Raw genomic sequence first — 12,674 nt, 5'->3', positions numbered from 1 at the left:
GTGCCTCAGCACCAGGCGAACCAAACCACCCCCACGGCGGCTGCGGTCAGCAGCACCACTGGCGCCAGCGGCAGGACGCAGACGTTTGCCGCTAATCGTGGTGAGTCTCCGGCTCGGCAGTGCCGAACGGGTTGTCGATGATGTACCGCCAGCGGCCGTCGGGACCGCGGCGGGCCACGTCGGTGGCGGTGCCTTCGATGTGTACGGGACGGCCGTCGTGATCGGTGCCGTCAATGGTCCAGTCGACGATGAGCAGGGCGATGTCGTCGGCCACGTAGACGTGGCGGGGCCGTACGTCGATGGGGAGCCCGAGGTCGAGGAGGCGCTGGTTGGCGGCGATCCGGGCGGCACCGGTGACGGGCTGACCCGGGACGGTGACGAGTAGGCCTTCGGGTTCGTAGACCTGCTCGACTGCGGCGACGTCCCCGGAATTGAAGGCGCGGGCGAACACCGACGGGTGGTGGGCCGCGCTGTCGCTGAGTGGGACACTCGTGGAGTGGGTGTCGAGATCGCTGGACATGCCGACAGTCAAGGCGCTGGGCGCGTAGGTAACCAAACGGTGAGCGGCGCCTGGGATCGTGACCTGGTGCCGGACCAGCGGGGCGCGACCCGCCGGCCGGAGCCCAGTTGCCCCGTCGAGGTTGCCCTGGCCGCGGTGAGCGGCCGGTGGGCGACCCTGGTGTTGCGGGAATTGATGCACGGCCCGCGATCGTTCGGCCGACTTCAGGCGGCGCTGCCCGACCTGAGCGCCAAGGTGCTCAGCGAGCGGCTCGCGGCGCTGACCCGGCAGGGCCTGGTCGAGCGCGACCGCTCGCGCACCTTCCCGCCGAGTACCTGCTACCGCCTCACCCGCGCCGGTACGGAGCTGCGCCCACTGCTCGTCGAGCTCTACCGCACCGGTGACGCGCTGTTGCGCGAGCGGGCGTGAGAGCTCAGCCACGCACCGAGTCGAGTCCGCGACGACCGATGGACGGACCGCCACTGGTGGCGCCGACAGCGGACCGGCCCGTCAGCCCTCGGTGGGCGTTCGGCGGGCACCGGCGGGCCAGAGGATCGTGGTCGGTACGCCGTGGTGCCGCGCCCAGTCGATGGTCCGGTCCGTCGACGCGGGGTGACAGCCCGGTTTGCCGTCCCACACCGCCACGAGTCGCTGCACCCGTCGGACCAGCTCCCGGTTGGCGACCACGTAGGCGGCGGTGCCCGAGCGGTCGTAACCGGTGTGCACGACCGCTGCCGCCCGGTCGAGCAGCTCGTCGAAGGCCAGCCGATTCTCCGGCCTGATCACCGCGACCCGGTAGTCGCGGGCCGGCAGGACCACCTCGTAGGTGCCGCCCAGGTCGAGGATCGTGCGCGCGAAGACCTGGTCCGCGCCGGCCGCCAGGCAGGTCACACCGTGTACGGGCCGGTCGCTGATCCGGCCCAACTCGACGCGGAGGGCGTCGGCGACGAGCAGTTCGGTGTCGCGGGTCAGGTTGATGTGCCCGGTCACGCCGACGCGGACCGGGCCGAGGTCAGGCGGCATCCCTCGGGCCTCTCCGCTGCGCGGGCACCGGGGGTGTCAGCCGGATCAGCTCGAACCCGCTGTCGGACAGCACGTCGGGCAGGGCCCGGATCCCCTCGCGGTTCTGCTCCTGCACCTCGGACGGCAGCTCCTCCCACGGCCGCAGGGCGGGATGCCGCCGCTGGACGTCGTCACGCGGGTCGCCGTACGTCCAGCCGTCCCCGCGCCGTTCCCGGCACCACCGGTCGTGCTCCAGGCGGGCGAGTTCCTCGATCCGGTCGTCGATGGCCTGCCCAGCCGCCGAGGCGTCACCGGTGCCACCGTGGCGGGGCGCCACGACGCAACCCAGGTCCAACAGCTTGGCGGCGATGTCCTGCACGTGGGCCCGGTTGGCCCGCCGCAACGACTCGGGTAGTCGTGACCAGTCCACCATCGCCGGGGCACCGCCGAGTCGTACCCCGGCGCGCTGCTGGGCCTGGACGTACCGCTCGTGGATCAGCCGGGCCAGCCGCTCGGTGAGGTCCTCGGCGATCAGCCGGGCGTCGCAGGCGTGGGTGAGCACCGGATACAGGCGGAGCTTGCCGTGCACCTCGTCGAGCAGGTCGTGACGGGAGTCGCCGTGGAAGGCCGCAGCGAGCGCCGCCTGCCGGTAGACCGGCACGAACACGGCACTCTCGGCGCCCTGCCACAGGGCGGGCGTGTCCAGTACGAACTGCAGGCCGCCGATCTCGTCCGGTGCGCAGACGTAGATGCGGTCGTAGCGGTCGCGGCCGAGACCGACGACACCGTCGAGATCCAGGTCGTACGCGGTCAACTGGCAGACGGTGGCCAGGAACGGGTAACGCGACGACGCCAGCGCGATCTCGGCGGCGGCATCCGGTGCCACCACGTCCACCCGCAGGGGTGGCACGGCGTGGCCCGCGGGGGTGTCGGCTCGGGATGCGCGCCAGTGTCGGGCGGTCTCCACCAGGAGGGCCCGGCGGAAGGTGCCGGTGCCCGCGATGAGGATCCGGGTCGGTTGGTCTCCCGCGCTGGGCAGCGGGTGGTGCCGGTGCAGTGCGCGTGCGGCGACGTCGTCGACGTGGAAGTAGTCCAGCCGCAGCCGGCTGGATCCGGCGGCACCAAGTCGTCGGGCCTGCAGGGACAGGCACATCTCCGAGTCGTGGACCAGGATGTAGACCCGTGGTGGTTGCCGTCGGTCCTGGATGAGCCGGTTGGCGGTGTTGGCGATCGCGTGGTTGCGGTCGTCGTCCTCGCTACAGGCGTAGATGGTGTGGGCTCGGGGCAGGCCGGCGCCGCGCAACACCTCGGGGCTGGTCGGGTCGCCGACCACGCCGAGGTACCGGCGCCACCGGTACTCCAGCGGCCCGAACGGTTCGGAGCGCACCACCACCACACGTTCACCGTCGGCGAAGAGCCGGTCGGCGAGCATGTGGGCGAACTGGGAGTCGCCGCAGACCAGGACGTGACCACGTGCCCGCCGGGCGCGCAGGCGGCGACTCTCGGCGGCCAGCAGCAACCGGCTGGCCTCGGCCACGGCGAGGAGCGTGAACAGCGGGGCGGCGAACCGGGCGACCTGCAACTGCCACGGGTAGGGACCGGCGTCCTGGAAGGGTTCGGCGCCGAAGACGAAGAGTTGCAGGTCGTAGTAGAGCAGGTCGTACGGATCGTGGGCGACGTCCGGTCGGGCCTGGAGCAGGCGCTCGAAGCCGACATAGCCGAGGACGAGAGCGGTCAGCCCGATCACTCCGAAGAGGACCCGCAGGCTCCAGCCGGTCGGGCGGGACGAGCCGGCGACCGGATCCGTCATGAGCTCATGGTATTTGACGAGGTCGATCGGACCGTCGCTTGACGCGCACGCGTGTGCACCTACGGCTCCGGGTCGATCACGGAAAGTCGTCGGGTCGGGTGTCGGGCAGCGTGGCCAGCAGTTGTCCGGCCAGCCGCCGCACCGCGCCGTCGTCCTCCTGGTGCGCGAGCCGCACGAGCACCTCCCGGGTCCGGGTGTCCCGGTCGTAGTGACGGGTCAACGCGAGCAGCGCGGTCCGGCGGATCTCCCAGTCATCGTCGTCAGCCAGCCGCAGCAGCAGGTCCCGTACCCCCGTGCGGCCGGCCAGGGTGGCGCCCAGCTGCTCGACGGCCCGGCGGCGGACCTCCAGGGCCGGATCGTCGCGAACCAGCCCGACCAGCAGCACCTGAACCTCCGGGTCGGCGCCGAAGTGCTCGCCGAGCGCGGCGGCGATGCGGGCGCGGATCGCCGGGTCCTGGTCCGACAGGCGGCGCATGAGCCGCAGCGTCACCGCCATGGACGCCGAGCCCTGCTTGGTCAGACAGCGCACGGCCGCGTCGAACACGGTCGGGTCGGTGTCGGACTCGACGCGTTCCAGCAGCACGTCGGTCACCAGTTCCGGGCTCCCGTACGCGCAGAGGGTCTGCACGGCGGCCAACCGGATGCCGACGTAGCTGTCTCGGCGGGCCCGCCGGCACAGTGTCTCCATCAGGCCCGGGGCATCGCCGTGGCGGGCGAGCGCCTGGGCGGCGGCACACAGCACGTTCGGGTCGGGGTCCCGACTGACCTGGTCGGCAAGGCACTCCCGCACCTCAAGGTCGGGTGGGTCGGCGAGACGGGCCAGGCTGCGGGTGACCCGCAGCCGGACGATCGGGTCCCGCTCCTGGGAGGCGCGGCCGATGAGCAGATCTCGGGTCGCGTGGCCGAACAGCGGTCGCCCGGTGAGCAGGTCGACCGCGGCGAGCCGGACGCTCGCGGTCGGATCGCGTCGAGCGCTCTCCAGCAGCAGTTCCCCGGTGCGGTGGTCGGGGTAGGCCTCGGCCAGCGCGCGCACCGCCGCGAGGCGTACCGTCGCGTCCTCGTCGACGTGAGCCGAGCGGGCCACCACGGTCCACCCGGTGTCGTCGGCGCGGTCCCGGTCGATCAGAGCGGTGACCGCGGCGGCCCGCACGGAGGACTCCTCGTCCTGCTCGATCTGATCGATCAGCCGGGCCCGGCAGCGCCCCTCCGGGTCGGGGACGAGCGCCAACCGCTGCACGGCGACCGCGCGGACCCTTGCGGACGGGTCCGAGCAGGCCAGCTTCAGCAGCAGCTCGGTGCTCTCCGGGCTGGGTCGCTCGGGCAGCAGCTCGATCAGAACGCAGCGTCGGACCTCGTCCGGGGCGTCGCCGGTGACCCGCTGCAACGCCGTGCTTCGTGCGGTCTCGGCGTACTCCGGCAGAACCAGCAGACCCTTCAGCACGCACTGCACCACACCGGGGTCGGTGTCGGTGGCCAGCAGCCGCTGCATCGTCTCGGGTGCGTCCGGCAGGTCGGCGCACCGCGCGGTGAGCACTCCGGCGGCGGCTCGCCGCACCGCGGCGGCGCTGTCCCCGGTGGCCCTGGCCAACACCTGGCGGACGTCGTCGGAGAGGTCGGACCGGGTGCCGAGGGACTGCACGGCCAGCGCCCGCACCGCGAGATCGGGGGAGTGGGCGAGGTCGCGCAGCACGTCCACGAGGTCGAGGTCGGCGCCGAAGTGGGCGACCAGTGCGCGTACGGCGGCCTGCCGCACCGCGGTGGATACCTCGGCCTGCGCCTGGGCGAGCAGCATGTCCCGGCATCGGCGACTGCTGCCGCCGGTGGCCTCGAGGCGGCCGGCGGCCTCGGCCAGCCCGGCGACCAGGGTGAGGTGGGCCTGCCGCTCGCGACCCTGGCCCAGCTCCCGGACGAGCAGGTCCTCGATCTGCTCCTCGGCGGTGGACAGCACCGCCGCGATCCGGGTGGCGAAGGCAGAGCCGGATCGCCAACTGGTCCGCACCCCACGGCGGCGGTACCAGTGCAGGAAGATCTCCCGGCCGGGCCAACTCGGGCCGAGCGCCCGGATCGAGGACAGCAGCTCCTGCTCGGTGAGATCCACCAGGTTCGGGTCGTCGGCGGAGATGCCGTGCTCGATGAGACGTACGACCTGGCGCAGCACGGCGTCGCCCGCGCCGGCCAGTTCGGCGGGCTGCGGCGCCTCGGCCACGCACTGCGCCGCCAGCACCAGGTTCCACGGCGGCCCGGTCAGGTTCAGCGGCGGCCACGGTTGGGTGGCCTCGGTGGCGAGCAGGGTGACCAGCTCGTTGGCGATCTGGGCGGGCAGGGCGCTGGCGACCAGTCGAAGCACCTCCCGCCACGACGGATCGGCCCAGTGGTCGCGAAACAGCGAACGCAGACGATCGAGGCCCCAGTTGGCCTTGTCGTGTTCGCACCTGTCCACGATCTCTTCGGCACAGAAGAACTCCAGGAACGCGCGGTGCACGAACCCGAACAGTCGCAGTCCGTACCGTTCCAGGATGAAACTTCGCTGCCGCAATTTGTCGATCATCGAGTAAGCCATGGCGAGCGCCCGCTCATTCTCGAAACCGTAGAACGCGACGAGGTGATCCCGGAAGATGCGAGCCAGTTCGTCGGATTCAATGTAGTTACCGGCGGGGCCGGACTCGCGGACCTGCATCCAGTACGCCAGGTGACGCAGCAGCCGACGCTTCGCCTGCAGGTCCAGCGACGGCACGTCGCCGTGGCTCTCGCGCAGTTGCTTGGTCACATCCCACTCGGAGATCAGTACGTCGGTCACGTGGGCGTAGAGCCGGCGTCGGTTGCGCGGCAGCGGGTGACCCCGGCCGACGATCGCCATGAGCATCAGCAGCAGGGGGTTGCCGGCGATCTCGCGCATCGCCCGGGAACTGCCGACCACGTCGAGGATCTGCCGCCGCTGCCGTTCTGCCTCCGCGGCCGGCGTGGGCATCACGTAGCGGTACCAGTTGCCGAGAAACCTCGCGATCTGCTCGTCGTCGAGATCCTCCAGGGTGAAGTGGTCGAAGCCCGCGTTGGCAAGGGTGTGCCTCTGGTAGCCGGCCACCCGCGAGGTGACCACGGTCAGCACGCCCGGGTATTCATTGGCGAACGTGGCGATCTGCGCGGCCACCTCTTCGCGCTGCGCCGGGTCGAACACCTCGTCCAGGCCGTCGAACAGGAACAGCGCCTGGCCGCCCTGGCGCAGGTACGCCTCCAGCACGTCCTGGTCGATACCGGCCAGCCCCTGCTGGTGGCGGTGGCCGACGTAGTCGAGCAAACCGTCGCACCGGCCGTCCCCGTGATGGGTGGCGTAGGAGCGCAGCTCGATCAGGACGGGGAGGTACCGGTCCAGCGCGCTCAGTCGAGGCTCGACGCAGACCCCGGCCAGCGTCAGCGCCAGGTACCGCGCGGCCGCGGACTTGCCCGAGCCGGGGTCGCCGAGCAGCATGATCGTGCGCCGGCCCGGGTCGGACACCACGTCGAACAACGACAGCTCGTCCTTGGCGGCGTACTCCTCCCAGAGCCGTTCCACCTCCGCCGGGTTGACCACCCCGGGCAGCCCGCCGACGTCGTCGCCCGGTGTGGAACCGGCCCAACGCCACCACGCCAGCGGCATCTCCGGTCGCGCGTCCTCGTGGACGCGCGGCTCCACGAACACCTTGGGCAGCCCGACGGTGAGGTAGCCGATGGTGGGACGCGGTGAGACCGCGTCCACCGAGACGGCCTGGTATCTCAGCGACAACTGCTTGTAGTACTGGTTGCGGACGGCCGTCGGCAGGTGGGTGTCCGGGTCGGCGGGCTCGCGCGCCGGGGACCTGCCGCTGCGTACGTCGGCCAGTGCCGCGGTCACCTTGGCGGTGAGGTCGTCCACGCCGGAGAAGAAGGCGCAGAGGTGGCGCTCCTTGAGCTCACGGCGCAACGCGACGATCTGCTGCCAGTCGGCATCCCGGTCGATCATGTCGACCGGCCAGGGCGTGTCCTCCGCGAGCAGGAACACCAGGCAGGGCTTTCCCGCCGCGAGCGCCTCCCGGTATTCCAACTCGGTGATCGAGGACTCCTGGCCGGGCGGCCGGAACCCGTACCGCCAGGCGAACAGCCCGACGTAGAGGTCGCACCGGCGCACGTCGGAGAGGCAGCGTTCCAGCGGCGGCCGGATGTCGGCGCCGTACGCCTCCATGGCCACGTCGTCGATCTCCAGACGGCGAGCCACGGCGTGCACGGCAGCGCGGTATTCCAGCAGGTCCTTTTGGGTGGCCGAAATGTAGACCTTCATGAACGGCAAACTCCAGGGGGTGGCTGGCGACCGCACCATTGAAAATATCAGCCGCTGTCACGTCCGTCCGACCGCGAACACTCCGAACGCCGGCCGTACATGGGATTCCCGCCGACCCCAGGCCTATGATGGCCATCAACAGATACGGATCCGGGCGGTCGAATCTCGTAATCGTGTTTCGGTTGTCCGGTGCGGATCCGTGTCCGTGCCGGTCGCGAGGGTGTACGTCAATCAGCATGAGCCGCATACCGCGGGATGAGCGCGGGTCGGTGGCAGCGTTGCGGAGGAAGCCATGCTCACGGTCGGTGAGGTGCACACCAGCCTTCTGCAGCACAGCACGGCGTTGGCCCAGGAGCAGAGCGCCGAGGTGCTCAGCCTGATCGAGGGCGAGGCCGTGCTGACCTCCCGGCGGCCATCGCTGTACGCGGTGTCACCCGATGTCCGCACCGGTGTCGACTGCTGGCTCCCGAGTGCCAGGAAGCGCCAGTTGCGGGGGGTGGGAGCCGTCGTCACCCGGGCCGTCATCACCGGCGGCCGGATCGTGCAGGCCTCCTCGGTCATCCACGTCGTCGCCGGCGAGCGCCGCCAGCCGTGGTCGCACTATCTGGCCAACCCCGGCGTCCTGGAGACGGTCGGCAAGCTGGACGTCGCCGACCTGAGCGCGGGCTTCCTGCAGGGCAACAACGCCGACGTGCTCAACCTGGAGGCGATCACCGGCCGGGTGCTCGACGGTGTGCAGATGTCCGAACTGCTGGATCGTCGCCCGCCCCTGCGCACCGCCCGCACCCGGCTGCGCTGGACCGCGCAGGCCGACGAGCGTCCGAACCGGGACGTCTCGGCGGTGGTCACCGTGGACTCGCCCACCCTGCGGACGGTCGAACTCGTGCTCGACCCGCAGGACGTGCCGGCCGCCGTGGCGGGGCTCTGCGAAGATCTCGCGTTGCACGACTGGCTGCTGACCATGCTGTCCTCGCTGGTGGAGTCCGCGGTCACCCGATCGGCCTCCGGGCAGGAGCACGTCGAGCGGCTGCGGCCGGTGCTGGAGCACCTGTTGCACCTGTGGCTGCCCGGCGCGCGGGTGCACCCGCGGCTGCGGCCGATCTGGGACCAGTTGGAGCAGGTACCCGGGTTCAGCCGTCAGTGGAACTCGTCGGTCAACTGGATCCGGGATCAGATCAGCGTGAGCAACATGGCGCTGCTGCGCGACCTGGCCGGCCGGGTGACCGTCGACGAGCCGTGCGGGCGTTGAGCGCGCTCAGTCGCCGATGAACACGTAGCTCAACCGGTCGACCAGCTCGCTGGGCAGGTGCAGGCCCTCGCCGCCGGCCCGTTTGGCGACCTGCTGCGCGACCGCCGGCGGCACCGCCACCTGGCCGAGGATGGTCCGTACGGCCAGCTCCACCGGCAGGTACTGGGTGCCCATCAGGGTCAGCGTGCGATACGCGCAGAACGGCGCGGCCGCCGGGTTCAGCTGGACGATCGCCGGCAGTTCGTCCCAGTCCGTCGGCAGCTCGCCGGTGAGCCGGCACGGCTGCGTCATCGTCTCGCCCTGGTGCCGGAGCACACCGAGTCGGGTCATCTGCCAGACCGAGGCGAGCAGGGCGCAGGCCCACACCCGGGCGTCCGACTCGTCGGACCAGAGCTCGATGTCGACGAAGATGGAGTGCCTGGGATCGCCGGACTGCAACGGCGGAGACCACGGACGTGGCAGGGTCATCGCCGGCGCGTCGACGTGCCCGGGGGACCGCTTACCGTTGGACAGCCAGCCCGACTCGATCAGCGGCGGACGACTCCCGGTGGTGTGCCGAGGTGGTTCAACCACCAGTGTGTCGACCACCAACCGAGCCAGCTCGGCACCGTCGTGCCGGGCGAAGCTGGACTCCCGGGCCACGTAGTCCAGGATCAGGCCGTTCTCCGCCGCGGCGCTCTGCACCTGCGGGATCACCTCGCGGGGGGTGCCGAAGCGGTGGAAGTAGTCGTCCAACATGAAGCAGGTGCTGATCCGCGGCTCCCGGTGTGCGGGCAGCCCTCGTCGGGCCAGAGCCGGGATCGCGGCCGACCAGTCCGCGATCCGCTCGAACTTGCGCCTGAGCTCCGCACACCCGTCGCCGAAGTCCTCCGCGTAGAAGTGCCCCAGCTCCACGGACAGATGCGAGTACGCCACGCTCTCTGTACGTCGCACCGCAGCTGCCTCCTGGAACCTGACATCCATGCCGATCACGCCGTGTCCCATGCCGTCTCGTCGAAAAGCTTCTCGGTCAGGTCAACGAAGGCGTCCACCGTCTTGACGTTGGCAATCTTGGCTTGCACGTCGTGATCGGAGATCAGCTGCTCCCGCCACTGCAGCAGAGGATCCAGCGGCACCATGCCGAGCAGCGTCGTACGCCCGACACCCCGTCGTCGGGCCAGCTCCGACAGCTCCACGTCACACTTGCGCAGGAAGGCCTGCTGGGCGAGGCCGAGGTGGCCGACCTCCGGACCCCGTGAGTCGATCACCGCCGTACGGATGAAGCGCAGCGACTCCCGTAGCTTTTCCGGCTCGTGGCCGTACTCCTTGCCCATGGCCACGATCCCACCCGCCTCGAAGGCCAGGTCCGCCGCTGCGGTGACGTGCTGGGGAGTCCACCTGTGGAAGACCAACCAGCGCACGGCGACCTTGCGCAGGGTCGAGGTCGCGGTGGCGGCCAGCGCGATCTGACTGGCGTACGACCGGCCGGCGCTGAGGTCCACCAGGGTCAGGTCGAACTCCTCCTCCAGGCGGAGGAAGAGCTCGGCGCAGCGCTTGGCGATGTCGTTGGTGAAACCGAACTCGCTGCCGTTGCGTTGCCCCGGCAGGAGCACCAGCGGACCGGACCCGATGGGCCGCTGCCGCAGGCTGGCACGTTCGGAGGTGCCCCACACGTCCAACTGCTCCGGCGACGGGATCTCCCCGCGCAGATACCGGTGCAGGCCGCCACCGTTGGGCCCGGCGCCCTCCACGCCATTGACGGCCTGCGGAATCTGGAACGTGATGCCGGCGGTCGGCGAGCCGAAGTCGTAATCCAGGTAGCAGGTGGGGCGACCGGACAACGCGCTGCGGTAGGCGATGTTCGCCGCGGTCACCGACCGCCCGGTGCCGCCCTTGTGTGACGTGACGAAGACCAGCATTCAGATCCCCTCGCTGGCCTTCTGCTGCCCGGTGGCGACGTCGTTGAGCAGCAACAGGAGAGTGTTCACCAGAGCGGCGGCCGTGCCGGGGCGCTCGTCGACGAGCAGCTGCGCCCGGCCCAGGCTGGCTCGGATGCTGCGCATGCTGCGTTGCATCGCCTCACCGTCGAAGGTGCCGCGCATCAACTCCCGGTCGAACAGGTATTCGGCCTCGTCGATGAGGTCCTGCGCGTAGCCGGCCAGCCGGCCGGCCCGGGGGAACGGCCGCTCCCACAGCAGCTGACCGGAGGTGACCAGCGCCTGCACCACCCGCTCGGTCAGATACCAGGAGGGTGCGTCCGGCTTCGGCGCCAGGCCGGGAAAAGCACCACCGGCGTGGTCCCACAGCCCCTGGTGCCGGCCGTCCGGGATGCGTCGCAGCAGCAGGTGGTCCCACACCTCGTCGGCCAGCTCGAGCAGTTCACTGCGCCGGCGGGCGTTGCTCAGCAGACCGGCGACGGTGGCCGCCCGCTGGAGCAGCACCGTGGAGAACTCGTTCACGTTCCACGTCATGATCGGCTTTGACGTGTCGTCGTTCAGGGTCACCCGCTTGCCCGGCGCGTGCACGAACAGCGCCGGTTCGCCGGGCGACGCCCGCCGGGTGATCCGCGCCCGCTGCGCCAGTTCCACCAGCACCGAGGCGATCCGCCCGAGCTCCTCGTCACCGCCGCGCCCGACGGCGATCAGGCCCTTCACCGCCAGCGACGTGGCCTGGAGGGTGTAGTAGTCGGTCCGGTCACCGTCGGTCGTCCGCCAGGGGATGTCCTCGATGGGCCACCGCCGTCGGTTGCCGAAGGTCGCCACCGTCGCCCAGTACGTCCGGGTGAGCTCCCAACGCAGTTGCAGCGCTCGGGACAGCCGCTGCTGCTCCTCGTTGAGCAATCCGAGCAGCCGGGTGCGTTCGGAGTTCAGGTCCTCGATGGCGTCCATCGCGATGACCGTGAAGTAGAGGTAGGGCGCGTTCTCCGCCGTGCCCGCACGCTGCCGGCCGATCGGCTCGGTGGTCGGCACCTCCTCGGCCCCGGAGATGAGCCCCCACGACCAGCCGCACTCGAACAGCATCTCGCTGTTGTCCAGGTCCTCGGTCACCCGACCCGACCCGATGATGACGCTACGCAGACTCGCCATGGTGTCCCGCAACTGCTCGCGCAGGGCCGCCACCAGCTCGCGGCGCGGCAGCTCGTCCTGGTTGACCATGTCGCACAGACGAATGCCGTACTCGTCGGTGGAGGTGAAGACGAAGGTGCTGAAGCTGCGGAGCAGGCCGACCATCGCCGCCGTGAGGCGCACGCTCGCCATCGTGTCCAGTTCGTCCAGTTGCGCCAACAGGTCGCGCCGCTGGGTGGAGCCGCGGTAGACCTTGACGAAACCGATCGTCGCCAGCGTGAGGGTGACCGACACCGCGAACGAGTCGACGATGTCCAGGGAACGCTGCTCGTCGGTGAGCTCCGGGCCGCCCTCCAGCGGGGTGAGGTAACTGCCCCCGGCGAAGATCGGAGTGCCGGCGTCGTCGGTGTACCGCCGGAAATAGTCGATCATCACGCTGAGCAGGCGGCGGGGAATCTCGATCGCGCCGCCGAGCGGGCTGAGCGCGTCGATCACCTCTTCGTCGGCACGGTCCGGGTCGTCCAGTGACAACACCGGGACCTTGGCCGCGGGGAGCAACAGGGTCAGCAGTTGCTCCGCGTCGCTGATCGAGTTGCTACCACTTCGGCTGCCCCAGTGCCATTCACCGTTCGCCCAGCAACTGCGAACCGTAGCCCGCCAGATGTCGAGGATCTCCTGGCGCGGCTGCATCCGCATGATCCACCGCCGTCTGTTGTAGTCGTCGACTCGAAACCGCTGGTATTGCCGTGCCCACGATGGCGTACAGCATCATGGTAGCG

At 70.5% G+C, this 12,674-nt stretch carries 9 protein-coding genes; 2 read left to right on the top strand and 7 right to left on the bottom strand.

Annotation, left to right across the window (positions count from 1 at the left end; all coding sequences use genetic code 11):
• Positions 1-91: 91 nt before the first annotated feature.
• Positions 92-520, bottom strand: coding sequence for a DUF4440 domain-containing protein (locus AB0C01_RS06355; protein ID WP_357240263.1), 429 nt, complete (start codon positions 518-520; stop codon positions 92-94).
• Between the two features lie 66 nt (positions 521-586).
• On the opposite strand from AB0C01_RS06355, the gene AB0C01_RS06350 reads away from it, so the two are divergent.
• Complete coding sequence (locus AB0C01_RS06350) at positions 587-928, top strand: helix-turn-helix domain-containing protein (RefSeq protein WP_357240670.1); 342 nt, start codon at positions 587-589, stop codon at positions 926-928.
• A gap of 81 nt (positions 929-1,009) precedes the next feature.
• Here AB0C01_RS06350 and AB0C01_RS06345 read toward each other — a convergent pair whose 3' ends face one another.
• The 3 genes from AB0C01_RS06345 to AB0C01_RS06335 form a co-directional block, all read right to left on the bottom strand.
• Positions 1,010-1,522: a hypothetical protein gene (locus tag AB0C01_RS06345; RefSeq protein WP_357240260.1), complete on the bottom strand. Its 513-nt coding sequence runs from the start codon at positions 1,520-1,522 to the stop codon at positions 1,010-1,012.
• The gene (locus AB0C01_RS06340) at positions 1,512-3,311 is read right to left on the bottom strand and encodes a RyR domain-containing protein (RefSeq protein WP_357240257.1); all 1,800 of its coding nucleotides are present in this window, start codon (positions 3,309-3,311) and stop codon (positions 1,512-1,514) included. The genes AB0C01_RS06345 and AB0C01_RS06340 overlap by 11 nt, the downstream gene beginning before the upstream one ends.
• A gap of 76 nt (positions 3,312-3,387) precedes the next feature.
• Positions 3,388-7,602 (bottom strand): HEAT repeat domain-containing protein, encoded by a 4,215-nt coding sequence (locus AB0C01_RS06335; RefSeq protein WP_357570426.1) that lies wholly within the window; start codon positions 7,600-7,602, stop codon positions 3,388-3,390.
• A 292-nt stretch (positions 7,603-7,894) separates the two neighbouring features.
• Here AB0C01_RS06335 and AB0C01_RS06330 point away from each other — a divergent pair, with 292 nt between their 5' ends.
• On the top strand, positions 7,895-8,851 hold the full coding sequence (locus tag AB0C01_RS06330) for an SCO2521 family protein (protein WP_357240251.1): 957 nt from the start codon (positions 7,895-7,897) through the stop codon (positions 8,849-8,851).
• Positions 8,852-8,857: 6 nt separating this feature from the next.
• Here AB0C01_RS06330 and AB0C01_RS06325 read toward each other — a convergent pair whose 3' ends face one another.
• The 3 genes from AB0C01_RS06325 to AB0C01_RS06315 are packed head-to-tail and all read right to left on the bottom strand — an operon-like array spanning position 8,858 to position 12,591.
• On the bottom strand, positions 8,858-9,814 hold the full coding sequence (locus tag AB0C01_RS06325) for an SCO2522 family protein (RefSeq protein WP_357240248.1): 957 nt from the start codon (positions 9,812-9,814) through the stop codon (positions 8,858-8,860).
• 5 nt (positions 9,815-9,819) lie between these two features.
• Entirely contained in the window at positions 9,820-10,749 is a 930-nt protein-coding gene (locus AB0C01_RS06320; RefSeq protein ID WP_357240244.1) for an SCO2523 family variant P-loop protein, read from the bottom strand.
• Positions 10,750-12,591, bottom strand: a complete 1,842-nt coding sequence (locus AB0C01_RS06315) for an SCO2524 family protein (protein ID WP_357240242.1) — start codon at positions 12,589-12,591, stop codon at positions 10,750-10,752.
• Positions 12,592-12,674: the final 83 nt, after the last annotated feature.

The sequence above is a fragment of the Micromonospora sp. NPDC048905 genome (assembly GCF_040649655.1).
Taxonomy (GTDB): Bacteria; Actinomycetota; Actinomycetes; order Mycobacteriales; family Micromonosporaceae; genus Micromonospora.
The sequence above is the reverse complement of the archived record's forward strand: the minus strand, read 5'-3'. Positions and strand labels throughout refer to the sequence as shown.